We start from the raw sequence: 25,509 nt of genomic DNA, 5'->3' as shown, positions 1-25,509 counted from the left end.
TTGCGCCGACCGGCGCACTGCTGCACCATAAGCCCCTTGGATTCTTCAGTATCAATATGTGATACCTAAAACCCAAGGAGGTTTGCCTTGAAGTGCAATATCGTCCGCCGCGCCCTGACGCAGGGCCTGCTGGCTGCTGTCGCTATCGTCGCCGCTTCTGTCGCCGCTTCTGTCGCCACGCCTGCCGCTGCTACTCCTGCTTCGCCCTCCCCGGGCGCTGACGCCGCACCGCAATACGGCGGCGTGCTGACCGCAATCCTGAATCCCGAGCCGCCCAACCTGAACGTCGCCATGCAGCAGGTCGGCACCACCCAGATGGTGGCGGGCAAGGTCTACGAGAGCCTGCTGACCTATTCCTTCGACTTGAAGCCGCTGCCCAGCCTGGCTAGATCCTGGGACGTGTCCGATGACCAGCTGACCTACACCTTCCATTTGCAGCCCAAGGCGCAATGGCACGACGGCAAGCCCTTCACCTCGGCCGACGTGCTGTTTTCCTACAAACAGGTGCTGGCCAACACGCCGCGCACGCGCTCGCTGATGCGCTACATCCAGGACATCACAGCGCCCGACGAACACACTGTGGTGTTCAAGCTGAAGGAACGCTACTCGGCTTTTCTGTACGCGTTCGACATCGGCGGCGGCGTGATCCTGCCCAAGCATCTGTTCGACGTCGACACCCCGATGGCGCAGAACCCGCACAACAACGCACCGATCGGCACCGGACCGTTCAAGTTCAAACGCTGGGAGCGCGGGTCGTATATCGAGCTGGTGAAGAACGAGCATTATTGGAAGGAAGGCCGGCCGTACCTGGACGGCATCACCTACCGCGTCATCCCGGATGCCGCGTCGCGGCGTCTGGCGCTGGAACAGCGCACCGTGCAGCAGGCGTGGCTGCAAGACATAGAACCCTTCGACATGCCGCGCGTATCGAAACTCGCGCACATCAACGTCACGCAAAAGGGCTACGAGTATTGGTCCACGCTGCACTGGATTGAAATGAACGGCGCGCGCAAGCCGATGGACGACAAGCGCTTCCGGCAGGCCGTCATGTACGCCATCGACCGCGACTTCATCGCCAAGCGCATCATGTTCGGCATGGGCACCGTATCGACCGGTCCGTTCCACAGCAACACGCGCTTCCACGACGCCGACATCAAGCAATATCCCTACGATCCAAAAAAGGCGATCGCCCTGCTCGATGAGATGGGCCTGAAACCCGACGCCAAGGGCGTCCGCGTCAAACTGGGGCTGATCCCGAACCCGTACGGCGAAATGCAGCGCCGCATCGCCGAATATACGAAGCAAAGCCTGGGCAAGGTGGGCATCGTGATCGACATCGAAAGCACCGATGTCGGCGGCTGGACGACGCGCATGGGCAACTGGGATTTCGACATGGCGTACAACGGCGTCTTCCAGTACGGCGACCCGGCGATTGGCGTGTCGCGCACGTACGTCAGCAGCAACATCAAAAAGGGGTTGGCGTTCACCAACACGTCGCAGTACCGCAATCCCAAAGTGGACGAGCTGTTCGATCAGGCCGCCACCGCGCCCACGGACGAGGAACGCCAGCGCCTGTACACCGAAGTGCAGAAGATCCTTGCCGAAGAGGTGCCGCTGGCCTGGATCGACGACACCAACTATTCCACCTTCCTGGACAAGCGCGTGCATGGCGCCATCACCACGGGCCTGGGTGCGGTGGATACCTACGCCGACGCCTGGCTGGCGCCGAAGTAGGCTATCGGGGCATCAGGGGCGGCCGGCGTGCGGCACGTCTACCCGGGTCATCAGAATTCGCCCCTCGGGGTTGGCGCGGCGGTTGGCTTCGATGAAGTCCGGCGCCGCGGCCATGAACAAGGTGCGGCCGTCGGGCCCGCCCAGCGCCGCGGCAAAGATGCCCAGCTCGCCGGTGTCGATCTGCTCAAGAATCTGGCCGCCGCGCGCGACCCGCACGATGCGTTTGCCGATGGCGTCCGCCACCCACACCGCGCCTTCCGCATCCAGCGCGCCACCATCGGGGCCGATGGCCGACGCCGCGATCAGCACCGACAGGTCATCGCTGTCGGGCAAGGCGCCGAAGTTGGCCCAATCGCGCCGGGGACCCAGCGCGCCGTTGGCGAGGATGTCGAATTGGGAAATCCGGTTGCCGAAGGTTTCGTTGACGATCATCGTCTTGCCATCGGCGGTGATGAACGAACCGTTGGGAAAGCACAGCCCATCGGCCACCACTTGCGCCACGCCGTCCGTGTCGACCTTCACCAGCGTGGTTGTCGCGACCGGCGCGCCCGCCATCAGGTCAAAGCCGAAATTGCCCACATAGGCCCGGCCTTCGGCGTCCACCACCATGTCATTGATATGGCCACCCGTCAGCGCCGACAGGTCGGCATGCACGGCCAGCGTGCCATCCGTCTCGCGACGCAGCACCTTGCGGTCTTTCATGGATGAGATCAGCAAGCGGCCATCGGGCAGCCAGCCCAGGCCCGAGGGCTGCTCCGGCACGTGGCAGATCGTCTCGACCTTGCCGGCCAGATCCACGGCGATCACCTGTCCGGTATAGAAATCCGACGCCCACAAGCGGTCCTCGTGCCATCGCAACCCTTCCAGGTACGAGTACCCGGACGCCAGCTCGGACAATTCGCGTTTCGGCATTGCCTTGTCTCCTTTTATCGCCCCGGTCGGGGCCGGTTCTTATCGTTGCGCCCCTGGCCGTCTGGTGACGCCGGAGCGGGCCCATTCTGGCATGGCCGGCGACGTACCGGCGAGAGCGGAATATTGATACCAAACGTATCCCGCTTTCATCGCCCCGCGCCTTGGGAATCGCCCCCTGATCCGCCCCCAAACTGACAACTAACTGTCAGGTTTGCAGCGTTAACATCGCGCCCCAAGGGAAAACCCGCACTCTGGGGACCCTGGCATATTCGTCTCACCGGACCCCGTCCTGCCTCGCCCCATGCCGGCGGGCCACGCCCCGACTGCGGGCCGAGCGACAGGTCCCTCGTTTCCGTTTTGATCATGAATACAAAGAAGCTGACGCGTTACATCGGCATCGCCATGGTGCTGGGCGTCGTGGTGGGCTACCTCTGCAACAAAACGGCGCAAGACGCCACGCATGCGGCGCAGATCGCCTCTTACTTCAGCCTGGTCACGGATATCTTCCTGCGCATGATCAAGATGATCATCGCGCCGCTGGTCTTCGCCACGCTGGTGTCGGGGCTGGCCAGCATGAGCGACGCCAACGCGGTGGGCCGCATCGGCCTGCGCGCCATGGTGTGGTTCATCGCCGCCTCGGCGGTGTCCCTATTGCTGGGCCTGCTGCTGGTCAATCTGTTTCAGCCCGGCGCGCACATGAACCTGGCCATTCCGGACACCGGCATCACGTCGGGCCTGAAAACGGGTGACTTCACGCTCAAGGCGTTCATCGCGCACGTGTTCCCCAAGAGCATCGCCGAAGCCATGGCCAACAACGAGATCCTGCAGATCCTGGTGTTCTCGCTGTTTTTCGGCGCCGCGCTGTCGTTCATTCGCGGCAAGGGCCACAACACGATCTACACCATGATCGACGAGCTGGCCAAGATCATGTTCCGCGTGACCGACTACGTGATGCGCTTTGCGCCGCTGGGCGTGTTCGCCGCCATGGCCGCCGCCATCACCACCGAAGGCTTGGGCGTGCTGGTCAGCTACGGCAAGCTGATCGGCGAGTTCTACCTGGGCCTGGCGCTGCTGTGGGCCATTCTGTTCGGCGTCGGCTATCTGTTCCTGGGCAAGTCCACGCGCCGCCTGGGGGGTTTGATCAAGGAACCGACCCTGCTGGCCTTTTCCACCGCCAGCAGCGAATCGGCCTATCCGAAAACCATCGAAGCGCTGGAACGGTTTGGCGTATCCAAGCGCATTTCGGGTTTCGTGTTGCCGCTGGGCTATTCGTTCAATCTGGACGGCTCGATGATGTATCAGTCGTTCGCCGTGCTGTTCATTGCACAGGCCTACAACATCCAGATGAGCTTTGCGCAGCAATTGACGCTGTTGCTGGTGCTGATGGTGACCAGCAAGGGCATGGCCGGCGTGGCCCGCGCGTCGCTGGTGGTCGTGGCCGCCACGTTGCCGATGTTCCATTTGCCGGAAGCCGGACTGCTGCTGATCATGGGCATCGATCAATTCTTCGACATGGGCCGCACGGCGACCAATGTGGTCGGCAACAGTCTGGCCACCGCTGTAATCGCCAAGCTGGAAGATGACCGACCGCAAGAGTCGGACGCGGGCGACGACGCGACTGCTTGACCGCGCCGCAAGGGCGGGAGCAACATAGGCATCTCTCGTTCTTGACCCGGCGGCGCGGCGCGTCTGGCAGCGCCCCCGCCTCATGCATGCCATGACATCTCTATCCTTGCGCGGCATCCTGGCAGCCATTGCGCTGCTGGCCGCGACGCCCGCCGCCCACGCCTGGACCCGCATCTCGTGCGACCTGGCAGGCACGGTCACCACGCCGGCCTTGCAGATGCGGCAAAGCCGCACCGACGGTACGGCGCTGTCTCAAACCACGTTTCGAATCAAGGTGAAGGCGGCCGCCATCCCCGAGGGCGCGCGCGCGGACACCGACTGCACGGAATTCGTGAACCGCGAACTCGACGTGTCGCTACAAGACACGCCGCCCGGCCAGATACGCCTGGGCAAGCCGATCAAGCTGCGCTACCGCTACGACGAATCGCTGGGAGAAGCGATGTCGACAACGTTTGAGCTGGTCAAGTAGGTGTTAGCTGGCTGTCAGGTTCTGACCCGTCACCAGGGTTTGTCGCGCCCATAATGAATAAAGCAAACGACAAGCGGGTCCACCAGGGACCCGCTATGGACCGCATGAAGCGCAATGCAGGTGTCAGTCGTTGACCGAGCAGGACACCGGCGTACCGTCTTCGAATTCAACGTCGTAGGTGTGGACGGAGTCCCAGGGCAGCGTGAACCAGAGTTCATAGCCGTCGCCGTCTTCGTCGAACAGCCACAACGCGCGCAACACGGCCTTTTCGGCCATGGCTTCGGCGGTTTCTTCCTGAAGCAGCTGGTCGTCTTCCAGGCCGAGCTTCTTGTAGTGCTCGTAGGAATAGTTATCCAGCAGGAACTCGGCCGCCGCCAGGATGTGATCGTCCAGATTGTCGATGATTGCCTTGACCACCTTGGACGCGCCGCTGTCGGGTTCTTCGCCATCCGTCTGGATCATGACGTGGATGGGAGGCCGGCCGTTGCCAGCGGGCACATTTTCGGCCGCCCACAGATCGGGTTCTTCGGGGTCTTGGTTGAAATTGAATCGTGCCATCGCGCGCTCCGGAAAAATGGATGGCGAGCCGAAAAAGTATCGGCTGCGCCTCAGGCCGTTACGCCTTTCGCCATTTAACCAGATGCGCGGCGACCCGTCTGTGGCCGCGCGCGATGTTTTTGCCTCTACACCCGATCCAGGGGTAAATGCGGCAGTGCAGGAAGCTCGGTGCGGATGGCGTCGCCCGGGGTTACCGCCCCGCCTTCTATCACGATCGCCATCACGCCGGCGCGGCGTTGCAGGCTGCCATCGGGGTTGCGGCCCAACACCGCCGCCGTCAGACCTTTCTGATATTGATCCAGTTGCACGCAAGGATTGCGCAGCCCGGTGATCTCGATGACGGCGTCCTCGCCGATGCGCAGGCGCGCCCCGCGCGGCAAGGCCAGCAGGTCGATGCCGCGCGTGGTGATGTTTTCGCCCATCGTGCCCTCGGCCACGTTGAAGCCGGCCAGTTGAAGCTCGTCATGCAGTTCGGCCTGGATCAGATGCACCTGACGCAGATTCGGCTGCGTGGGGTCGACGCGCACGCGCGATCGATGCTTGACGGTGACCCCATGGTGCGCGTCGCCTTCGACGCCCAGCCCCCGCAGCAACATGATCGTGGGCACGACCGGTTTGCTGAACGCGTGCGTGGCGCCCAGCGCCACCGCTATCACGATCGGATTCATCGCGGAACTCCAGAAAGACGCCGCCAGCGGCTCAGGCCGCCGCGCATTGCGGCTCGGGGGCCGCCGCCGCGTGCGAACGCGTCGGCAGATAGTGCGTGGAGAATACCAGCCGGCCAGCCGACCAGGTGTGACTGATCAGCGGCAATGCGCCCACCTGGGCCACGGCCACCAGATCGGCCCGCTGGCCCACCGCGATCCGGCCCCGGTCGGACAGGCCGCAGGCGTCGGCGGGGTTGGCCGTGACCAGCGCGATGGCTTGTGGCCAGCTCAGGTCGGTTTGCGCCGCAACGGCGAAAGCGGCGGCGATCAGCGTAGACGGTTGATAGTCCGAGCACAGGCAACTGGCCACGCCCGCACGGATCGCGTCTATGGCTCGCATCGACCCGCTCTGGCTTTGGCCGCGCAGCACGTTCGGCGCGCCAAGTATGGTCGGCAGCCCGCAGGAGACCGCAGCGCGCGCCGTGTCCAGCGTGATGGGAAATTCGCTCATCGACACGCCCAGGTTGCGCATGGTGGCAATGCGTTGCACGGAATCATCGTCATGGCTGGCCGTGGCGATGCCGCGTGCCTGCGCATGCGCCAACAGCGCCTGCACGCGCGTCACCGCGCCGTCCTTGGCGCGCGTCTTCGCATGGGCCGCCTCTTCCGCCTGCTCGCGGCTCATCGCATGATTGCCCATCATGTATTGCAGATAGGATTCCAGCGTCTTGAACTGCCCCTGTCCGGGCGAATGATCCATGACGGAAAGCAGGTCCACCGCGCCCTCTTCCATCAGCGCTTGCAGCACCGGCACGGAAGTTTCGTCGGTGACTTCATAGCGGCAATGCACACGGTTGTCCACCAGGCTGTGCTGGCGGAAAGCGCGCAGCGCGCGCACCACCTGCGCCGCCGTCTCGTTGTTGCGCACGCCCCATTCATTGTTGGCAAACGACAGTGCATGAAACGGCGTGGTGATACCGGCAGCGGCATTGCGGCGGTCAACCTGCGCCACCGCGAAGTCCAACGGAAACAGCACGCGCGAACGCGGTTCGGCTTCCTTTTCGATGGCATCGCAATGCAGGTCGATCAAGCCGGGCATCAGGGTCTGGCCTTGCAGGTCGATCACACGCTCGGCGCTTGCGCCGTCCGGCTCGATGGCCTGGATGCGGCCATCCTCGATCAGCACGGCGCTGTTCTCCAGCACGCGGTCGGGCAGGATCACGCGGGCATGGGTCAGATATGAGCTTGGCATGTCGGTTCCAGGGTGGGGCTCATGGACGGCGCGGGGCGCAGCGCCAGGGTCTGGGTGGCGACGGCGTCGCGCACCTCGGCATCGTGGAAAATGCCCAGCAGGCATCGACCCGCAGCAAGGGCTTCATGGATCAGCGCGATCACCACGCGCCGGTTATCGGCGTCCAACGATGCCGTGGGCTCATCAAGCAACAGGATCGGATGCTGCGCGATGAAACCGCGCGCGATATTCACCCGCTGCTGCTCACCGCCGGAAAACGTGGCGGGCGCCAGGCCCCACAGACGCGGCGGCACATTCAGCCGCTGCAACAACGCGCCAGCCCGCTCGCGCGCGGCGTCCGCGTCCACGCCCGCCATGCGCAGCGGCTCGGCCACCACATCCAGCGCCGACACGCGCGGAATGACTCGCAGGAATTGGCTGACATAGCCGATGACGTCACGGCGCAGCGCCAGGATGCGCTGCTCGGGCGCGCCCACCAGTTCGACCCAATCGTCGCCATCACGCACGCGGATGCTGCCCTGCGTGGCCAGGTAATTGCCGTACAGGCAGCGCAGCAAGGTGCTCTTGCCGGTGCCCGACGGGCCCGCCAGCACCAGGCAATCGCCGCTGGACGCGGTCAGGTCCACGGCGTCCAGCACGGGCAGCCGCAGGCCGCCCTGGTTGTGCAGGGTGAAGCTCTTGACCAGGCCCCGCACCTCGATCATGGGAATGGATGCGCGCATGTTCAGCTCTGCAAGATGGAAGACACCAGCAACTGGGTGTAGGGGTGTTGGGGATCGTCAAGAATCTGGTCGGTCAGCCCGCTTTCCACCACGACGCCGCCGCGCATCACCAGCGTGCGATGCGCCAGCAGGCGCGCCACGGCCAGGTCATGCGTGACGACGATGGCGGCCAGCCGCAGATCGGTGACCAATTGGCGCAGCAGGTCCAGCAGGCGCGCCTGCACGGACACGTCCAGCGACGCCGTGGGCTCGTCCATGAACACCAGGCGCGGATGCGTGACCAGGTTGCGGGCGATCTGCAAACGCTGCTGCATGCCGCCGGAAAACGACACCGGCGTATCGTCCAGCCGGCCCACGTCGATTTCCATCTTTTGCAGCCAGTTGCCGGCCACCGCGCGCAGATCGCCATAGTGCCGATCGCCCACGGCCATCAGCCGCTCGGCGATATTGGCCCCCGCGCTGACCTGCATGCGCAGCCCGTCGCGCGCGTTCTGCCGCACGAAGCCCCAATCGGTGCGCGACAACAGCCGCAGCCGCGCGCCTTGCAGCCCGGCAAGATCGATGAAGCCCTGGTCGCGGGTGTCATACCAGACGCTGCCGGCATCGGGCGGGGTCTGATGAGACAGCGCCGACAGCAAGGTGCTCTTGCCCGAGCCGGATTCCCCGACGATGCACAGCACTTCGCCCGGATACAGGTCGAAGCTGACGTCGCGGCAGCCGTGCACGCCGTCCCAGGTGCGGGTCAGCTTGCGCACGGAAAGCAATGGATGCGCGTTCATGCGGCGGCCTCGCTGTCGGGTTGCCGCGCTTGGCGGTGGTTGCAGTATTCGGTGTCCGAACACACGAAGCGGCGCGTGCCGGCGTCGTCCAGGATGATCTCGTCCAGATAGCTGTCGCGCGAGCCGCACAGGTCGCAGCATTCGGTCCAGGTTTCGACGGTGAAGGGGTGATCGTCGAAGTCCAGGCTCTTGACCGAGGTATACGGCGGCACCGCGTAGACGCGCTTCTCACGCCCCGCGCCGAACAGCATCAACGCGGGGCTGCCGTCCAGCTTGGGGTTGTCGAACTTGGGGATGGGCGAAGGCCGCATCATGTAGCGCCCGTTGACGATGACGGGGTAGTCGTAGGTGGTGGCGATGTGGCCGTGCTGCGCGATGTCTTCGTACAGCTTGACGTGCATGCCGCCATATTCGGCCAGCGCATGCATGGTGCGCGTTTCGGTCTCGCTGGGTTCGAGCCAGCGCAGGGGCTCGGGAATCGGCACCTGGAACACCATCACCTGCCCTTCGCGCAGCGGCGTCTCGGGGATGCGATGGCGCGTCTGCACGATGCTGGCCTCGGTGGTGGACTGCGTAGTGGCCACGCCCGTGACGCGGCCGAAGAAGCGGCGGATGTTGATGGCGTTGGTCGTGTCGTCCGAGCCCTGGTCGATCACCTTGAGCACATCGTCCTGGCCGATGATGGCGGCGGTGACCTGGATGCCGCCCGTGCCCCAGCCATAGGGCAGCGGCATTTCGCGGCTGCCGAACGGCACTTGATAGCCGGGGATGGCCACCGCCTTGAGCAAGGCGCGGCGCAGCATGCGCTTGGTGGATTCGTCCAGATACGCGAAGTTGTAGTGCTCGTCGCGTTCGACCGGGGCGGCGTGGCGGTCCGCTTGGGCGTTCGTTTGCGAGTTGGTTTGCAAGTTCATGGGCATGGTCATTGGGAAACCGCCTCATCCATCAAATCGCTGTGAGCGGGTTGCGGCGTCTGGCGGTCGGCGCGCAGGCGTCGCAGCAGTTCCAGGTTGGCCTGGAAGTCCACGTAGTGCGGCAGTTTCAAGTGCTGCGTGAAACCGGACGCCTCGACGTTATCGCTGTGATACAGCACGAATTCATGATCATTGGCGGGAGAATCCGCGCGTTCGCCCAGGTCCTGGGCTTTCAGTGCGCGATCCACCAGCGCCATCGACATCGCGCGGCGTTCGCCGTAGCCGAAGCTCAGGCCGTAGCCGCGCGTGAACTTCGGGCCGTCTTCGGCGTTGCCGGCGAACTGGCTGACCATCTGGCATTCGGTGATTTCGATCTCCCCTACCGTGACGGCAAAGCCCAGTTCTTCCACCACCATCTGCACTTCCAGCGTGCCGTAACGGATCTCGGCCGCGAAGGGATGGGTGTTGCCATAACCGCGCTGCGTGGAATAACCCATCGACAGCAGGAAGCCTTCGTCGGCGCGAGCCAGGTTTTGCAGGCGCGCGGCGCGCGAGGCCGGAAATTCCAGGGGCTGGCGGGTCAGGTCGAAGGGCTCGGGGTCGCCCTCGGGCACGGGTTCGGCGTCGATCAGATCGTCGTGCGCCAGCAGGTCGGTCACGCGCGGCATGGCGCTGTCCAAGGCTTCGCCCGCTGGCGGCAGCGCGTCGGACTCGTGCTGCGCGGCCAGCGAGAAGTCCAGCAGGCGCTGCGTGTAGTCGTAGGTGGGGCCCAGGATCTGGCCGCCCGGCACGTCCTTGAAGGTCGACGAAATGCGGCGCTGCAAACGCATCGCGCCTGTGTCGATCGGCTGCGTATAGCCATGGCGCGAGAGCGTCGTGCGATAGGCGCGCAGCAGGAACACGGCTTCGATCGCATCGCCCGCGGCCTGCTTGAGCGCCAGCGCGGCCAAATGCGGATCGTAGAGCGAGCCCTCGGCCATCACGCGCGACACCGCCAGCGGCATCTGCTCGCGGATCTGGTCCAGGCTCAACGCCGGAACGTCGCGGTTGCCGCGCCGGTAGTCGTCCAGCATGCGATAGGAATTCAGGATGGCGCGTTCGCCCCCTTTGACGGCGACATACATATCAGTTCTCCACGCGCGTCGTGCGCGGCAATCCACAAAGCCGCCGGCCTTGCGTCAGGAACACATCGACGCCCAGCGGAAACCGTTGTTGGTTCAGGCGCCATTCGCGCCAGAATCCCTCGGGCAGACCCGCCACCGACAGCGCCCGCCGCGTCTGGATGCCGGGGCCGCTCAGGGTGACGACGTCTTGATCCGCGCCGTCCGCCGCCAGCTTGTCCACCTCGATCAGCAAGGTGGTGGACTGGTCCGGATACGCGGGGTCGCCGGGATGGCAGGCCGACAGCGCGGGCGCGCGGCAGCCTCGGGGCACGGCGGCAAAGCGCGCCAGCGAGGGCGACGGCACTATCGGGCAACCGCAATGAAAGCGCAGGAAGGCGACGACGTCATCGCTCACTTGCTCGGGCAGCCAAAGCGGCGTGTCGCCGTCCACCAAGGTCAGCAGCAGCGCCGTCATCGCGGGCGACAGGCCGGCGGGCACGCCGGCCTCGGCCGTGATCTGCTCGACCTGGCCGGGATGCGCCAAGGCGCGCAGCGCCGCGCGGAAGGTGGTTTGCGCGTCGTTGACGGGATCGGCCAGGCCGGGCAAGAGGCCGCGCCGGGCGGCGGGCGCCATGGATGTCTGTGGCTGCATATCAGTCCTCGCCTCGCACCATCGTGAAGAATTCGACCTTGGTCTGGGCGGCGACGCGCGCCTGGGCCTCGACCTTGTCGGCATGTTGCCGCGCCAGCGGCTGGACCAGCTTCTCCTGCACCGCATCGTGCCAATCGGGCATTTGCAACAGCGCGTCGGCCACGGCCGCCTGCTCGGCGTGCCGCAAAGACCGCCCCTGCACGTAGGCCACGCCCACCGCCCCATCGGCCAGCGTGACGGCGCAACGGGTCACCGTCATTTCGCCCAGGTTGAAGCGCGCGCCCGTACCGCCGCTGCGGGCCCGCACCATTGCCATGCCTGTCTGCGCGGGGCGCAGCATCTGGTGCGCGGGCACGCTGCCCAAGGCGCTGAACGCGCCGTGCAACGCGGCCGGATCGGCCAGCGCCAGCACGCGCATCCAGGCGGCGCGCCGGGCGTTGGCCGCATCCTGCCCTGCTTGTGAGTGATCCATAATTTCCTCTACACGTCTAGACGACTGGACGAAGTATGAGCGCTGTCAAATCCAAGTTCAACAGCCTGGCGTGAATTTTTGATGACAGTGGCGGCGGCGTCGCAGCGCCTATCCGGCCGCCGCCGCATGGTGCACAATCACAGCCATTCTTCATGAAGCTGATGTGACAGCAAGAGCGCACCCCATGGTTGAACGAGGTTCCGGCATCGCCGTCTGGCGGCAAATCGGCGAGTCCCTGGCGGACGACATCCGCAACAAGCTCTATACGGCGGGCGAACAGCTGCCGTCAGAGCCCGAACTGGCGGCCAAGTTTTCGGTCAACCGCCACACCATCCGCCGCGCCATGGGCGAGCTGGAGCAAAGCGGGCTGGTGCGTATCGAGCAGGGGCGTGGCACGTTCGTGCAGGAACACGCCATCGATTACGCCATCGGCAAGCGCACGCGCTTTTCTGAAAACCTGCGCAGCCAGGGCGTGCTGGGCCACCAGGAGGCGCTGGGCAGCCAGACCCTGCGCGTGGCCGATATCGCCAAGCACCTGGGCCTGCCCCGCAGCGCCGCGCTGCTGCGCGTGCAGATCGTGGGCAAGGCCGAAAGCCGCAGCATCAGCACGTCGGAACATTACTTCGATCAAAAGCGCTTTCCCGATTTTGCCGATCGGCTGACCGCCCTGCGCTCGATATCGAAGGTCTACGCGCACTACGGCATCGGCGACTACACGCGCAAATGGTCGCGCATCACCGCCACGCTGCCCTCGCCGGAAACCGCGCGGCTGCTGGGCCAGCCGAAGACGCGGCCGATCTTGCAGGTCGAGGCGCTGAACGTGGATCAGGACGGGGCGCCGTTGCAATACAGCATCACCCGCTTCGTCGGCGACCTGGTGCAGCTGATGGTGGCGGACGACGGCTGACCGGCTCTGCCGCCGCCGTGCTTTTCAGGCTCGGCGGCAACAGGCAAACGCTGCCTGCATCGCAACAACACTCATCTAGACATCTGGCTGTCATGCAAGACCGATAACTTGGCGCAATGAACTCACACGCCCCTTCGCCCCTGGCCGGTGTCACAGGCCAACGCATCCTGACGCCGCGCGGCGTCGAGCAGGCCAGCCTGCGCTTTTGTGGGGGGCTGATCGACGACGGCGCCAGCGCCCCGGCGCGCGGCGCGCCCTGGTTCGACGCCGGCCGCCTGCTGGTGCTGCCCGGCATCGTGGACCTGCATGGCGACGCCTTCGAACGCGCCATCATGCCGCGCCCCAGTGTCACCTTCCCGTATGACAGCGCGTTGTTCGACGTGGACCGCCAGTTGCTGGCCAACGGCATCACCACCGAATTCCATGGCGTGACCTTGTCCTGGGAAGGCGGCCTGCGCGGCGAGGCCTATGCCGAACGGATGTTCGACGCGCTGGACCGCATGAAGCCGATGATGGGTGCGCGGCATTACGTGCACCTGCGCTTCGAGACCCATCACATCGCCGGGGTGGATCTGGCCCAGCAGTGGATCCGCGACGGCCGCGTGCGCTTCCTGGCCTTGAACGACCACCTGCCCGGCATGGCTCGCCGCCTGGGCGATGAGCGCAAGCTGATGCAGTACGCCGATCGCGCGCAGTGCGACCTGGAAACCTTCCAGCAACGCATCCGGACCGCGATGTCGGCGGCCGATTCCGTGGCCGACGCCATGCGGGAACTGACCGTGTGCGCGCAAGCGGCCGGCCTCAAGGTGGCCTCGCACGACGACCCGGACGCCGCCACGCGTCGCTACTACCATCAGCTGGGCTGCGGCGTAGCCGAGTTTCCGCTGACCCGCGACGCCGCCTGCGTGGCGCGCGACCTGGGCAACTCGGTCGTCTTCGGCGCGCCCAACGTCGTGCGCGGCGGCAGCCATACCGGCGCGCCCGGCGCGACCGAGATGATCCAGGCCGGCCTGTGCGACATCCTGACGTCCGACTACTACTACCCCGCGCCGCTCGCCGCCGTCATGCGGCTGGTGCAGGACGGCGTGCTGCCGCTGGCGCAGGCCTGGAACCTGGTGTCGATGAATCCGGCGCGCGCGGCGGGCCTGAAGGATCGCGGCGCGTTGACGCCGGGGCTGATTGCCGACGCCATCGTGGTGGACGACCAGTTGCCCGGCCTGCCGCGCGTGGTGGCCGCCATCGTCGGCGGTGAATTGCGCTACGCCACCGGTGTATTTGGCGACGATCTTGGCCAGCGCATGGCGGCCTGACCATGGCGCTCGCACATCGCTACGCCTTGTACCTGTCGCCCACGGGACCGTGGCGCGACGCCGGCAGCCGCTGGCTGGGCCGCTGCGCGGACACGGGCGCGACGCTGCCTGCCCTGCCCGGCCAACCCGACGCCGCGCGCGATTGGACGACGGCACCGCGCCACTACGGCCTGCACGCCACGCTCAAGCCGCCTTTCCGGCTGGCGCCCGGCGCCAGTCCACAAGCGCTGGACGCGACGGTACGTGCGCTGGCGCGCGGCATCGCACCCTTTGACGTCATGCTGGAATGCGACACCCTGCGTGGCTTTCTGGCCTGGCGCATCGCGCAGACGGACACCCAAGGCCGCACTCGCATGCAGGCGCTGGCCGATGCGGCGGTGCGCGACCTGGACGCCCTGCGCGCCCCGCCCAGCGCCGACGAACTGGCGCGTCGCCAAGCCCACACGCTGACGGCCGAACAGCAGGCCATGCTGGCGCGCTGGGGCTATCCCTATGTGTTCGACACGTATACCTTTCACATCACGCTGACGGGCAAGCTGACGGGCCAGGCCTTGATCGATGCGCAGCGCAGCGTGGCTGCCTTCGCCGATCCGCTGCGTGGCCGGGCAATGCGCGTATCGAGCGTCAGCCTCTTCGTGCAGCCCGAGCCCGGCGCGGATTTTGTCGCGGCGCGCCACTACCATTTCGATGGCAGGTTGGTGGACGCCATCGGCGCACCTGCGTTGCAAGGCACGGCATCGTCATGACCTGCCCTGCCCCCATCGCGCCGCCGGCCGACGGCGCGCGGCTGATCTACCTGATGGGCGCGTCGGGCAGCGGCAAGGACACGCTGCTGCGGCAGGTGCGCGCACAACTGCACGCGCATGAAGCGGTGCTGGTGGCGCACCGCTACATCACGCGGGACAGCGCCGGCACGGAAGATGCGCTGGCGCTGACGCCGGAAGAGTTCGACCGCCGTGCGGCGCTGGGCTGCTTCGCTTTGCGCTGGGCCAGCCATGGTTTGCAGTACGGCGTCGGCATCGAAATCGATACCTGGCTGGCGGGTGGCGCCACGGTCATCGTCAACGGCTCGCGGGCGCACCTGCCCGACGCCCTGGCGCGATATCCCGCGTTGACGGCCGTGGAACTGATCGTGACGCCGGCGCTGCTGGCGCAGCGCTTGCTGGGACGGGGCCGCGAAAGCGCGGACCAGATCGGCCAGCGCCTGGCGCGCGCCGCGCAAGGCTTTGCCGTGCCGCCGCATTGCGCGGTACAGCGTATCCGCAACGACGACGCGCCCGAGGTGGCGGCGGCTGCCTTGCTGGGCATCGTGCGGGACGTTGTTGGCGAGTAGGTGGGCCTGTTGCTGAAAGGATGGCGAGGCATGCCATGGCAATGCGCAGCTAGATGGCCTGCACGCCCGCATCCGCGCACAGGTCCAGCAGGATTTCCGAGAAGCGTTCTTCAGCCGCCAGCGCCTGCTCGCGCTTGCGCCGGATCAGGTTGATGGGCGGCAGCTCCCAGCCGAAGTCCCAGGGCGGCATGCCCAGCTTGCCGCGCTGGCAAAGCTCGCGCGCGATGTCTTCGGGCACTACTGAAATCAAGGTCTCGTTCGTCGTCAGCATGCCTTCGATGACGTCGGTCGAATAGGCTTCCAGCACGGGCGACGGCGGACGCAGGCCGGCGCGGATGAAGTGTTCAACGATCAATTGCCGCGTGGGCGTGTTGGAGGCAGGCAGCACCCAGTCCATCGCGGCCACGGCCGCCCAGTCCGGTTGGCGCCGCGCCAACCGCTGCGCCAGGCGGCTATGCGCGATCAGGCGCGGGCGCTGCCGATAAAGCACCTTGTGCATCAGATCGTCCAGCGCCACCGTCGAGGTCGCGCGGCTGATGATGCAATCGAGCTCGTGGCGGCGCAGCATGGGCACCAGATGATCGGTGGTGGCGCGGTGCAGGGTCAGCGTGACGCCAAAGCGTTGATGCAGGCGGCTGATGGCTGCGGTCAGCAAGGCGCTGGATACATACGGCACCACGCCCACATTCAGGTGCGCGGAATGGCCGGCATGCAGCGCCTGGACCTCGCGCGCCCACAGGTCCAGATCGCTTTGCATGTGCCGCGCGCGCACCAGCGCCAGATTGCCCAGCGGCGTGGGCGCCAGGCCGCGCCCGCTGCGCAGGAACAGCGGCCCGCCGAAAATGTCTTCCAGTTCGGCAAGCGCCTTCGTCACGGCGGGCTGGCTGATGCCGGTGGCCGCCGCCACGCGGGTCAGCGTCCCATGCCTGGCGATGTCGGCCAGCAAGGCCAGATGCCGGTGCTTTAACCGGTTGGACAGGCGGGCGGGGTCCCAGCTCATGCGCGTCTCGATCGCTAATCTATAACCAGGCGGTTATTGAATCATGCCAAGAAAGATGATTCCAGTTATTTCACGACCCTATACTGCGGTCGTTCCCACCCCTGTCGCCAAGCTGCCCCATGAGCGCATCCTTCACCACCCGTCCTGAAATTCGCGGCACCTTCGGTGTCGTGTCGTCCACGCATTGGCTGGCGTCGCAGGTGGCGATGGGCGTGCTTGAGCGCGGCGGCAACGCCTACGACGCCGCCGTCGCGGGCGGCTTCACGCTGCAAATTGTCGAGCCGCATCTGAACGGCCCGGGCGGCGAAGTGCCCATCCTGTTCTGGAGCGAAAACGAACAACGCATGCGCGCGCTGTGCGGCCAAGGGCCTGCGCCCGCGCTGGCCACGCCAGCGGCCATGCGCGCGCTGGGCGTCGAGATGGTGCCGGGCATCGGCTTGCTGCCCGCCACGGTTCCCGGCGCGTTCGGCGCGTGGCTGACCTTGTTGCGCGACTACGGCACCTGGGAATTGGCCGACGTGCTGCGCCCGGCCATCGACTACGCCCGCGACGGATTCCCGCTGGTGCCGCGCGTGTCGCAGGCCGTGCTGGCCGTGCAGGCGCTGTTCCGTGACGAATGGACCACCTCGCGCGATGTCTGGCTGCCGGATGGCCGCGTGCCCGCGCCGGACGCCATGTTCCGCACCCCGGCCATCGCCGCCACCTACAGCCGCATCCTGGATGAAGCGCACGCGGCCAGCAGCGACCGGCGTGGCCGCATCGACGCGGCGCTGGACTGCTGGTATCGCGGCTTTGTCGCCGATGCCATCGACACCTACTACACCAACGAGCCCGTGCGCGACACGACAGGCGAACGCAACCGTGGCCTGCTGCGCAAGGCGGACATGGCCGACTGGCGCGCCACCTACGACGAGCCCGTCACCACACAGTACGGCCGCTACACGGTCGCCAAGTGCGGCGTGTGGTCGCAAGGGCCGGTGCATCTGCAACAGCTGGCGATGCTGCGGCACCTGGGCATGGACGGGCTGGACCCGACCTCGCCGCAATTCGTGCACCGCATCGCCGAAGCCGCCAAGCTGGCCTTCGCGGACCGCGCCGCCTGGTATGGCGACCCCGACTTCACCACGGTGCCGCTGACGGCGTTGTTGAGCGACGCCTATGCGCGCGAACGCGCCGCGTTGATCAATGAGACCGCCTCGCGCGAATTGCGTCCCGGCAGCCCGGCCGGCCTGACGCCGCGCCTGCCCGACCTGGACGCCGCGACCCGCACGCTGGCTGCCTCGGACACGCGCTTTGGCGTGGGCGAACCCACCTTCGCGGCCTTGCCGCCCGTGGCCGAATGGGCCGCGCGCGAAATCTTCGTGGGCGACACCTGCCAGATCGATGTCATCGACCGCGACGGCAATATGGTGGCCGCCACGCCGTCGGGCGGTTGGCTGTCGTCCAGCCCGGTCGTGCCGGGGCTGGGCTTTCCGCTGACGACCCGTTTGCAGATGACGTGGCTGGACGAGGGCGTGCCCGGCCAGCTGCAACCCGGCAAGCGGCCCTGCACCACACTGTCGCCCGGCCTGGTGCTGCGCGACGGGCAACCTTATATGGCGTTCGGCACGCCGGGCGGCGACCAGCAGGACCAATGGACCGTGGGGTTCTTCCTGCGCCATGCCATGGGCATGAACTTGCAGGAAGCGATCGACGCGCCGTCCTGGCACATCGACCATTTCCCCGGCTCATTCTGGCCTCGCACACAGACGCTGAACCGGCTGACGGTGGAATCGCGTCTGCCTGAAGCCACCATCGAGGCCTTGCGCGCGGCCGGCCATGACGTCAAGGTCGGACCGGCCTGGTCCGAAGGCCGCATCAGCGCATGCACCCGCGAACGCGGCGCGGGCGGCCGCCTGCTGCTGCGCGCCGGCGCGAATCCGCGCGGCATGCAGGGCTACGCCGTCGGCCGCTGAACAACCGTTATCAACCATTTCCAATCAGCCGGCGCCCAGACCGGCACTTACATAGGGGTAATCACCATGAAGCTGAATTTCCAACGACTGTTGCGCGTGTGCGCGCTGGGGCTGGCGCTTGCCGCGCCCTCCTTGTCCCAGGCCGCCTGGCCGGAAAAGCCGATCACGTTGATCGTGCCGTGGGCGGCGGGCGGGTCCACCGACATCCTGGCGCGCGTGCTGTCCGAAGGGCTGACACAATCGCTGGGCCAACCGGTCATCGTGGAGAACCGGTCGGGCGCGTCGGGCAACATCGGCACCACGTTCGTGGCGCGCGCCAAGCCGGACGGCTACACGCTGCTGGTGGGCTCGATGAGCACGCACACGATGAACCAGGCGCTGTATTCCAACATGCCCTTCGATGGCGTCAAGGACTTCACGCCCATCGCCGAATTGGCGTTGGTGACGAACACGATGGTGGTGCACCCTTCGGTGCCCGTGAACAACGTGAAGGAATTCATCGCCTACGTGAAAGACCGCCCGGACGCCGTGGCGTACGCATCGGCGGGGCAAGGTTCGACCAACCACCTGAGCGCGGCGCTGTTCGAAAAGGCGGCTGGCGTGAAGATGATGCACATCCCGTACCGCGGCGGCGCGCCGGCGGTGCTGGATACCGTGGCCGGCCGCACGCAGGTGCTGTTCAGCGCCGGCACGCAGACCCTGCCGCACGTGCAGTCGGGCAAGCTGAAACTGTTGGCCGTCACTGAAGAGCAGCGTTCGCCGCTGCTGCCCGATGCGCCGACGGTGGCCGAGACGCTGCCGGGTTACGAGCTGTCGGTGTGGTACGGCGCGTTCGGTCCGGCCGGCATGCCGCCTGAACTGACGGCCCGCCTGAACCGCGAGATCAACCTCATCCTGAAGCGTCCCGACGTCATCAAGAAGATGGGCGACATGGGCGTTCTGCTGACCGAGACGACGCCCGAGCAGTTCGGCCAGATCCTGGCGCGCGATGCCGACAAGTACGGCAAGCTGATCAAGGAATTGGGAATCACCGCCGAATGAATGCGAACGCAACGTCCGTCACGGCCGTGACGCCGGCTCCGGCCGGCGTGCAAGCCATCGCCCTGGCCTACGCCGTCGCCGATACGGCGGCGGCGCTGGTGGCCATCGACGCCTATGCACACGCCAGCCTTGGCCACGCCTTGTGCACCGTCAATCGCTTCGACGCCGACGCCATGCGCGTGGTGCGCCTGTACAGCTCGAACCCCGAGGCCTATCCGCCCGGGGGCAGCAAGGACAAGCGAGGCACGCCATGGGGCCAGCAGGTACTGGTTGAACGGCGCGTGTTCGTGGGCGAGGGCGAAGCCGCCATCCGCGAGTTCTTCAACGACCACGACGCCATCCGCGAACTTGGCCTGCAATCGGTCATCAACGTGCCGGTGGTGTATGGCCAGGCTTGCCTGGGCACGGTCAATTTCCTGATGCCGCGCCCCAAGGTGACGGACGCTGACGTGGACAACGCGCGGCTGGCCGCCTTGCTGGCCCTGCCGGCGTTGCTGGCGACGCGTCAGGCGGACTAGATCAGCGCGCGCCGGATGCGCGAGGACAACATGTCGATGGCGACCACGAACGCCACGATGATGATCATCACCGCGCAGGTTTCGGCATAGCGGAAGCTGCGGATGATTTCCCACAGCACGGTGCCGATGCCGCCGGCGCCGACGATGCCCACTACCGACGCCGAGCGCACGTTGGATTCAAAGCGGTACAGCGAATACGAGATCCACAGCGGCAGCACCTGCGGGATCACGCCGTACACGATTTCTTCCAGCGCGTTGGCCCCGGTGGCGCGCACGCCTTCGACCGGGCGCGGGTCGATGGCCTCGACCGCTTCCGAGAACAGCTTGGCCAGCACGCCCGTGGTGTGCACCCACAAGGCCAGCACGCCGGCGAACGGCCCCAGGCCCACGGCGACGATGAACAACATCGCAAACACCATTTCATTGATGGCGCGGCACGCGTCCATCAGACGGCGCATCGGCTGGTAGACCCACGCGGGCACCATGTTCGACGAACACAGCAGCCCCAGCGGCACGGCCACGACGATGGCCAGGAACGTGCCCCAGACGGCGATCTGCACCGTGACGATCATCTCGTCCAGATACATGCGCCAGTCGCGGAAATTGGGCGGAAAGAAGTCGGCGGCGAACTGCGCCATGTTGCCCGAGTCGCGCAGCAGATCCATCGGCCGCATGTCCGCGCCGCGCCATGACATCACCAGCAACGCAAGGACGACGGCCCAGACCAGCAGGACGGGCAGCGACGATCGCGGCGCGCTGGGCAGGCGGGGGGTGTGGGTGGCAAGGCTCATGGAATCGGGCGGTCCGCTAAAAGGGCGATCAGAAAAACCGCGCCAACGCGCGCATGGCGGCGCCGGCGCGGTGCAAGGCTTGGCTTACTGCTTGGCGACGGCGGGCTGGCCCAGCGCCGCCAGCTTGCCGTCCAGATCGGCCAGCTGCTTTTGCTTTTCGCCTTGGCCCAGGGTGCTGTCGGCTTCGACCTTGGCCTTCTCGCGCGCCAGTTCGATCTGACGGATGGGCACCAACTGCTGGTTATCCGAGGCGCGGAAGCCCTGGTAGGTCAGCGCCTTCAGGTTGGCCATTTCGCGCTGCGCGTCCTGACCCTTGCCGTAGTTGACGAAAAAGTCGCGGATGCGGCCTTTCAGGTCGGCGGGCAGGTCCGAGCGCATGACCAGCGGATCGGCCGGAATCAAAGGCGATTTCCACAGCACCCGCACGCTGTCATTGGCGTCCTTGCCCGTGTTCAGGCGGTAGCGCTCCAGCGCCTCGGTATTGTTGACGGCCACGTCCACCTGCTTGTTGATGACCGACAGCAGATTGGTTTCGTGGTTGCTGGCGCGCACCGTCTTGAAGAAGGTCTTCGGTTCGATCTTGTTGGCGGCCCACAGGTAGTAGCCGGGCACGGCGGTGCCGGACGTGGAATTGGGATCGCCCGCGCCGTAGCTGAGTTTGGCGCCGTTCTTCAACACGTCGTCCAGCGTCTTCAGGTTGCTGTCCTTGTTGACGATCAGCAGCGACCAATAGCCCGGGTTGCCATCCTTGTCGATGACGGACGCGAACACTTCGCCCTTGGCGCGGTCCACGGCTTCGATCGCCGACTTGTTGCCGAACCAGCCCAGCTGCACCTTGTTGAAGCGCATGCCTTCGATGATGCCGGCATAGTCCGAGGCGAAGAAGGGCTTGACCGGCACGCCGATGGCGCGGCTCAGGTCATCGATGACCGGCTGCCAGACGGACTTCAGGTTGGTCGACGATTCGGTGGAAATGATGCCGAAGTTCAAGGTCTTGGCGTCTTGCGCGGCGGCCTGGCCGGACAGCGCGGCGGCGGCGATCAGGGTGATGAAGGTTCTGCGTAGCATGGGTGACTCCGGGGATGGATGACGCGGCGGCGCGCCAAAGAAGACGAGGAAAGTCAGGCGGCGTGCGCCAGCGTGGGCAGCGCGGCAAGGGCCGGCGCTGAGTGCTGCGTGTATTCGGGCAGCAGCTCGCTCAATTCCGAGCCGTACAGGTCGCGCAGCATTTCAGGCGTCAGATCGGTGGCGCGGCCGTCGTAGACCACCTTGCCGTGGCGCAGCGCAACCACGCGCGGGCAATAGCGCAACGCCACATCCACCTGATGCAGCGACACCACCACCGCCACCTTGCGCGTGCGGTTGATGTGCGCCAGCGTGTCCATCACGCGGCGCGACGATTCGGGGTCGAGCGAGGCGATGGGTTCGTCGGCCAGGATCACGCGTGCGTTCTGCACCAAAGTGCGTGCGATGGCGGCACGCTGCTGCTGGCCGCCAGACAGCGTCGAGGCGCGCTGAAATGCATAGTCGTCTATACCAACCTGCGCAAGCGCATCCAGCCCCTCGCGCACTTCGGCGCGCAGGAACCAGCGGGTCAGGCTGCGCCACAACGGTACGCGCGGCAACATGCCCGTCAGCACGTTCGTGATCACCGGCAGGCGGCCGACCAGGTTGAATTGCTGGAACACGAAACCGATACCGGCCCGCGCGGCGCGCACGTCGCGGCTGAGTCGGCCATGCTGCTGGATGAGCTGGCCGTTGACCGTCACGCTGCCCTGCCCCGCATCGCCCGCGACAAAGCCTGCCATGTGACGCAGCAAGGTGGATTTGCCCGAGCCGGATGCCCCAAGCAGCGCCACCATCTCGCCGTCGGCCACTTGCAGGCTGACGCCATCAAGCGCTTTCGACCCGGCTTGGAAGGTTTTGCTCAAGGCCTGTACTTCGATGGCGTAAGTCATCGCTCGATCCCCTTGGATGTGGTCATGGCCGCATTCTGTTTTCGCGGCATGACAGCGCGATGACCCAAAAAATTAATCACATAGCGGAAAAACCGGGGTCAGCAACCGACTGAAAGAGATCCGTCACAAAGCCCGGCGTCGACCGCTTGCAGCCGGGAACGGCGCGGGTATATTCAAGGAATTACCCCCTATGCCTGGCGCTCATCATGATCAAAGGTTCCTGCCTGTGCGGCCGCGTGGCTTACGAAATTGACGGCCCCCTCACCAACGCCCTGAATTGCCACTGCGTCATGTGCCGCAAGTCGCATGGCGCCGCCTTCCGCAGCCGAGCCTCGGTGCAGGTGGCTGATTTCAAATGGACCAAGGGCGAAAACCACGTCACCTGGTATGCCTCGTCGCCCGGCAACTACCGAGGTTTCTGCGAAGCCTGCGGCACACCCTTGCTCAGTCGCTTCGACCAGTCGCCCGATACCTACGGCCTGCCGCTGGGCGCGCTGGACGACGACCCCGGCGTCAAGCCCACCGCCCATTGCCACGTGGCCAGCAAGGCCTCGTGGTTCGACATCACCGACGCGCTGCCGCAGTACCCGGAAGATTTCCCCGCCCGGGCCGAGCCCAGCGCGCAAACCCAGGACGTCACCTAGGGATTGATGCGCCCGGTTTTGCCCCCATAAATAAAGAACACCGCGAAACGGGAGCGCCCCCGCCCCGGGCAGAGAGTCGTTCAGCCACAACTATCACGGCTTTGCCGCAGATAAATACTGGCTAATCGGCGCGCTTTGCAGTAACATAAGTCCGTGATTTTTCCGCAAAAACCGGGCTTCGGTCACTCTGCGTGCCAACCTGTACTCCTTCGGGTCACCCCCCAAGATACCCAGGCTGTCCCCGGTTTGGTTGAACCTTGCCGAGCAACCTTCCGACTGTCGGCAACATCACGACTGTCCCGCGCGCCGCAGCTCACTGCGCCGCAAGGCCTGCAGCAAAAGTTCCAACCCGCTTCTTCCGGTGCTGTGCACTTGCACGGCGTCGCGACCAAGCCGCGCCGTGCGCGCACATTGCCCACGCTGCGCGAGTATCCGTCATTTCAGACATCCACCCGGGATGCCGTGGCCCTTACCCGCGCTTGCCCGAACGTTTTACGTTCAACCGCTGGACCTGGTTATCTGTGTCCAACGCGCTTGCCGCTTCGTGCGGCGCGTCATGCCGCCGGCCTGGCTGCGCGTATTGATCAAGGAGTAGAGAATGGCTAAAGAAGAACTCATCGAATTGGATGGCATTGTTGACGAAGTGCTGCCCGATAGCCGCTACCGCGTCAAACTGGACAACGGCATCGAAGTTGGCGCTTACGCCTCCGGCCGTATCCGCAAGCACCGCATCCGCATCCTGGCGGGCGATCGCGTCACCCTGGAAATGTCGCCGTACGACCTGACCAAGGGCCGCATCAATTTCCGTCACAAAGACGAGCGCGCTCCCGCGCCGCACCGTCCCCAGCAATACCGCCGTTAAGTCAGGACCTCAGGGCCGGCCACAAGGCCGGCTCCCTGTCTTTACGTCGCGCGGGCCTGGGGCATTTTGCTCTTAAGGCCAGGCCGCGACATGCCGTAATGCGTGGAACGTCCGTTCGTGAAAAAATGGCAACCCGGTCAGGCGCAATGTCTGGCGGGATACGCATGAAGCAAGATGGATTTCAAAGAAGAACTGCAAGCCGCTGCTGACCAGCTTTCCCTGGCGCGAAGAAAATTTGCGAAAGGGGAGGAAGGCCTGCGCCTGCTGCATCAATCGCGTGAGGCGTTCATCAACAGCCTGCGCAACACCGGCCTGACCTACGCCGAAGCCAAAACCAAGTACGACAACTGCCTGGACGAACAGGAAGCGGAGCAGCTCCACGTGCGCCAGCAGATGGAATATGCCGAGCGCATGCATCAGTTCGTGCTGAACAAGATCGCGCAGCAGGCCGCCACGGCCTGAGGCGGTCGCCGGCCCTCGTGGCACGGCGACCAGGGCGCGGCAATCAGGGCTTGAACGCGCCGATGAAAATGGCCGGATCGACCCGCGCGTCGTTCAAGCTGACATTCCAGTGCAAGTGCGGGCCGGTCGCCCGTCCGGTGGCGCCCACCTTGCCCACCAGACCGCCTCGTTCGAGCACGTCGCCCACCTTCACATCGATGACCGACATATGGCAGAACATGCTGATGAAGCCCTGGCCGTGGTCGACGAACACCGTCTTGCCGTTGAAGAAATAATCCCCCACCAGCACTACCACGCCCGCCGCGGGTGCTTTGATCGGCGTGCCCGCGGGCACGGCGAAGTCCAGCCCTGAATGCGGATTGCGTTCCTGCCCGTTGAAGAATCGGCGCAGGCCGAACGGGCTGGACAGGCGACCGCCGTTCACCGGGCGGTCCAGCAACAGGTTGCTAGGCGTGACCCCGGCCCGGTAGGTCCGGTTGGCCGCGCTTTGCTCGGCCATTTCGCGTTCGATGCGCTTCATGTCGTCCGGGTTAGGGTCGACCTGACGCGGATTCTTCAGCGTGATGTGCTGCGCCACGTATTCCTTGGCGCCCACCGTGAACGACAGCTTGCGTTCGCCCTTGGCGTCGCGCACCACGGCCTGCTGCTCGCCCGGCTTCACACTCAGCGGGATGCCCACCACGGCGATCCACTGCCGGCCCTCTTCACGCACGACCATCACGCGCCGGTCCAGAAACGAGACCTCGGGTGCGCGCTCGGCGTCGCCCAGGGGCAGGATCGCCACGCCGCCAGGCACGGGCGCATTGAGCTTGCGTGAAATAAAGCCTTGCTGGGTAGCGGCGCGCGCCGGCAGGCCGCAAGCCAGCGCCGCCATTGCCAAGCCCATAC

Annotated in this window: 28 protein-coding genes; 13 read left to right on the top strand and 15 right to left on the bottom strand. The window is 65.8% G+C overall.

Translation table 11 applies throughout. The features are described 5' to 3' along the window. The first annotated feature begins 87 nt into the window (after positions 1 to 87). Complete coding sequence (locus API01S_RS16975; protein WP_061305385.1) at positions 88 to 1,734, top strand: ABC transporter substrate-binding protein; 1,647 nt, start codon at positions 88 to 90, stop codon at positions 1,732 to 1,734. Between the two features lie 12 nt (positions 1,735 to 1,746). On the opposite strand, the gene API01S_RS16970 is transcribed toward API01S_RS16975, so the two are convergent. Next, complete coding sequence (locus tag API01S_RS16970; protein ID WP_061305383.1) at positions 1,747 to 2,646, bottom strand: SMP-30/gluconolactonase/LRE family protein; 900 nt, start codon at positions 2,644 to 2,646, stop codon at positions 1,747 to 1,749. A gap of 363 nt (positions 2,647 to 3,009) precedes the next feature. Between API01S_RS16970 and API01S_RS16965 the strand changes: the two genes are divergently transcribed. Further along, positions 3,010 to 4,272 (top strand): dicarboxylate/amino acid:cation symporter, encoded by a 1,263-nt coding sequence (locus API01S_RS16965; RefSeq protein WP_039884447.1) that lies wholly within the window; start codon positions 3,010 to 3,012, stop codon positions 4,270 to 4,272. Positions 4,273 to 4,363: 91 nt separating this feature from the next. Next, positions 4,364 to 4,741: a hypothetical protein gene (locus API01S_RS16960; RefSeq protein WP_039884448.1), complete on the top strand. Its 378-nt coding sequence runs from the start codon at positions 4,364 to 4,366 to the stop codon at positions 4,739 to 4,741. 123 nt (positions 4,742 to 4,864) lie between these two features. Here API01S_RS16960 and API01S_RS16955 read toward each other — a convergent pair whose 3' ends face one another. The 9 genes from API01S_RS16955 to phnG form a co-directional block, all read right to left on the bottom strand. Next, positions 4,865 to 5,299: a hypothetical protein gene (locus tag API01S_RS16955; RefSeq protein WP_006221156.1), complete on the bottom strand. Its 435-nt coding sequence runs from the start codon at positions 5,297 to 5,299 to the stop codon at positions 4,865 to 4,867. A 125-nt stretch (positions 5,300 to 5,424) separates the two neighbouring features. Then, positions 5,425 to 5,967 (bottom strand): MOSC domain-containing protein, encoded by a 543-nt coding sequence (locus API01S_RS16950; RefSeq protein ID WP_006221157.1) that lies wholly within the window; start codon positions 5,965 to 5,967, stop codon positions 5,425 to 5,427. Positions 5,968 to 5,998: 31 nt separating this feature from the next. Continuing rightward, the gene (locus API01S_RS16945; RefSeq protein WP_061305381.1) at positions 5,999 to 7,198 is read right to left on the bottom strand and encodes an alpha-D-ribose 1-methylphosphonate 5-triphosphate diphosphatase; all 1,200 of its coding nucleotides are present in this window, start codon (positions 7,196 to 7,198) and stop codon (positions 5,999 to 6,001) included. Beyond that, positions 7,180 to 7,920 carry a phosphonate C-P lyase system protein PhnL gene (gene phnL, locus API01S_RS16940; RefSeq protein ID WP_061305379.1) on the bottom strand — a complete coding sequence of 247 codons (741 nt, stop codon included), beginning with the start codon at positions 7,918 to 7,920 and terminating at the stop codon, positions 7,180 to 7,182. Before phnL ends, API01S_RS16945 begins: the two co-directional genes overlap by 19 nt. A gap of 2 nt (positions 7,921 to 7,922) precedes the next feature. Further along, a complete protein-coding gene (gene phnK / locus API01S_RS16935) occupies positions 7,923 to 8,699 on the bottom strand; it encodes a phosphonate C-P lyase system protein PhnK (RefSeq protein WP_050730826.1) in 777 nt (258 codons plus the stop codon). Then, positions 8,696 to 9,613 (bottom strand): alpha-D-ribose 1-methylphosphonate 5-phosphate C-P-lyase PhnJ, encoded by a 918-nt coding sequence (locus API01S_RS16930; protein ID WP_061305633.1) that lies wholly within the window; start codon positions 9,611 to 9,613, stop codon positions 8,696 to 8,698. The genes phnK and API01S_RS16930 overlap by 4 nt, the downstream gene beginning before the upstream one ends. A gap of 8 nt (positions 9,614 to 9,621) precedes the next feature. Next, complete coding sequence (locus tag API01S_RS16925) at positions 9,622 to 10,737, bottom strand: carbon-phosphorus lyase complex subunit PhnI (protein WP_061305377.1); 1,116 nt, start codon at positions 10,735 to 10,737, stop codon at positions 9,622 to 9,624. A 1-nt stretch (position 10,738) separates the two neighbouring features. Next, a complete protein-coding gene (phnH, locus tag API01S_RS16920; RefSeq protein ID WP_061305375.1) occupies positions 10,739 to 11,368 on the bottom strand; it encodes a phosphonate C-P lyase system protein PhnH in 630 nt (209 codons plus the stop codon). Position 11,369: 1 nt separating this feature from the next. Then, complete coding sequence (phnG, locus tag API01S_RS16915) at positions 11,370 to 11,840, bottom strand: phosphonate C-P lyase system protein PhnG (protein ID WP_061305373.1); 471 nt, start codon at positions 11,838 to 11,840, stop codon at positions 11,370 to 11,372. Between the two features lie 184 nt (positions 11,841 to 12,024). Here phnG and phnF point away from each other — a divergent pair, with 184 nt between their 5' ends. The 4 genes from phnF (at position 12,025) to phnN (ending at position 15,390) form a co-directional block, all read left to right on the top strand. Next, positions 12,025 to 12,747 (top strand): phosphonate metabolism transcriptional regulator PhnF, encoded by a 723-nt coding sequence (gene phnF, locus API01S_RS16910; RefSeq protein ID WP_006221166.1) that lies wholly within the window; start codon positions 12,025 to 12,027, stop codon positions 12,745 to 12,747. Positions 12,748 to 12,863: 116 nt separating this feature from the next. After that, positions 12,864 to 14,057, top strand: coding sequence for an alpha-D-ribose 1-methylphosphonate 5-triphosphate diphosphatase (locus tag API01S_RS16905; protein WP_006221167.1), 1,194 nt, complete (start codon positions 12,864 to 12,866; stop codon positions 14,055 to 14,057). 2 nt (positions 14,058 to 14,059) lie between these two features. Further along, complete coding sequence (locus tag API01S_RS16900; protein ID WP_061305371.1) at positions 14,060 to 14,803, top strand: DUF1045 domain-containing protein; 744 nt, start codon at positions 14,060 to 14,062, stop codon at positions 14,801 to 14,803. Further along, positions 14,800 to 15,390 (top strand): phosphonate metabolism protein/1,5-bisphosphokinase (PRPP-forming) PhnN, encoded by a 591-nt coding sequence (gene phnN / locus API01S_RS16895; RefSeq protein WP_006221169.1) that lies wholly within the window; start codon positions 14,800 to 14,802, stop codon positions 15,388 to 15,390. The genes API01S_RS16900 and phnN overlap by 4 nt, the downstream gene beginning before the upstream one ends. 49 nt (positions 15,391 to 15,439) lie before the next feature. Here the strand turns inward: phnN and API01S_RS16890 are convergent, their stop codons facing one another. Beyond that, complete coding sequence (locus tag API01S_RS16890) at positions 15,440 to 16,390, bottom strand: LysR family transcriptional regulator (protein WP_061305369.1); 951 nt, start codon at positions 16,388 to 16,390, stop codon at positions 15,440 to 15,442. A gap of 119 nt (positions 16,391 to 16,509) precedes the next feature. Here API01S_RS16890 and API01S_RS16885 point away from each other — a divergent pair, with 119 nt between their 5' ends. From API01S_RS16885 to API01S_RS16875, 3 genes are all read left to right on the top strand, one after another. Continuing rightward, complete coding sequence (locus tag API01S_RS16885) at positions 16,510 to 18,345, top strand: gamma-glutamyltransferase family protein (protein WP_061305367.1); 1,836 nt, start codon at positions 16,510 to 16,512, stop codon at positions 18,343 to 18,345. Positions 18,346 to 18,411: 66 nt separating this feature from the next. Continuing rightward, positions 18,412 to 19,386 carry a Bug family tripartite tricarboxylate transporter substrate binding protein gene (locus API01S_RS16880; RefSeq protein ID WP_006221172.1) on the top strand — a complete coding sequence of 325 codons (975 nt, stop codon included), beginning with the start codon at positions 18,412 to 18,414 and terminating at the stop codon, positions 19,384 to 19,386. Further along, positions 19,383 to 19,904, top strand: coding sequence for a GAF domain-containing protein (locus API01S_RS16875; protein WP_156487119.1), 522 nt, complete (start codon positions 19,383 to 19,385; stop codon positions 19,902 to 19,904). The genes API01S_RS16880 and API01S_RS16875 overlap by 4 nt, the downstream gene beginning before the upstream one ends. Here API01S_RS16875 and phnE read toward each other — a convergent pair. From phnE to phnC, 3 genes are all read right to left on the bottom strand, one after another. Further along, positions 19,901 to 20,695 carry a phosphonate ABC transporter, permease protein PhnE gene (phnE, locus tag API01S_RS16870; RefSeq protein ID WP_050730817.1) on the bottom strand — a complete coding sequence of 265 codons (795 nt, stop codon included), beginning with the start codon at positions 20,693 to 20,695 and terminating at the stop codon, positions 19,901 to 19,903. The genes API01S_RS16875 and phnE overlap by 4 nt on opposite strands. Before the next feature lie 84 nt (positions 20,696 to 20,779). Further along, positions 20,780 to 21,763: a phosphonate ABC transporter substrate-binding protein gene (gene phnD / locus API01S_RS16865; protein ID WP_061305365.1), complete on the bottom strand. Its 984-nt coding sequence runs from the start codon at positions 21,761 to 21,763 to the stop codon at positions 20,780 to 20,782. 53 nt (positions 21,764 to 21,816) lie between these two features. After that, complete coding sequence (phnC, locus tag API01S_RS16860; RefSeq protein ID WP_156487118.1) at positions 21,817 to 22,653, bottom strand: phosphonate ABC transporter ATP-binding protein; 837 nt, start codon at positions 22,651 to 22,653, stop codon at positions 21,817 to 21,819. A gap of 206 nt (positions 22,654 to 22,859) precedes the next feature. On the opposite strand from phnC, the gene API01S_RS16855 reads away from it, so the two are divergent. From API01S_RS16855 to API01S_RS16845, 3 genes are all read left to right on the top strand, one after another. Continuing rightward, positions 22,860 to 23,297 carry a GFA family protein gene (locus API01S_RS16855; protein ID WP_006221177.1) on the top strand — a complete coding sequence of 146 codons (438 nt, stop codon included), beginning with the start codon at positions 22,860 to 22,862 and terminating at the stop codon, positions 23,295 to 23,297. A 598-nt stretch (positions 23,298 to 23,895) separates the two neighbouring features. Beyond that, positions 23,896 to 24,159, top strand: a complete 264-nt coding sequence (gene infA / locus API01S_RS16850; protein WP_006221179.1) for a translation initiation factor IF-1 — start codon at positions 23,896 to 23,898, stop codon at positions 24,157 to 24,159. 174 nt (positions 24,160 to 24,333) lie between these two features. Further along, positions 24,334 to 24,621, top strand: a complete 288-nt coding sequence (locus API01S_RS16845) for a hypothetical protein (protein ID WP_006221180.1) — start codon at positions 24,334 to 24,336, stop codon at positions 24,619 to 24,621. A 43-nt stretch (positions 24,622 to 24,664) separates the two neighbouring features. On the opposite strand, the gene API01S_RS16840 is transcribed toward API01S_RS16845, so the two are convergent. Next, complete coding sequence (locus tag API01S_RS16840; RefSeq protein WP_050730814.1) at positions 24,665 to 25,507, bottom strand: peptidoglycan DD-metalloendopeptidase family protein; 843 nt, start codon at positions 25,505 to 25,507, stop codon at positions 24,665 to 24,667. Positions 25,508 to 25,509 lie beyond the last annotated feature (2 nt).

The sequence above is a fragment of the Achromobacter piechaudii NBRC 102461 genome (assembly GCF_001571245.1).
Classification (GTDB): domain Bacteria; phylum Pseudomonadota; class Gammaproteobacteria; order Burkholderiales; family Burkholderiaceae_B; genus Achromobacter; species Achromobacter piechaudii.
Note: the sequence above shows the minus strand (reverse complement) of the source record. Positions and strands in the feature narration are given on the sequence as shown.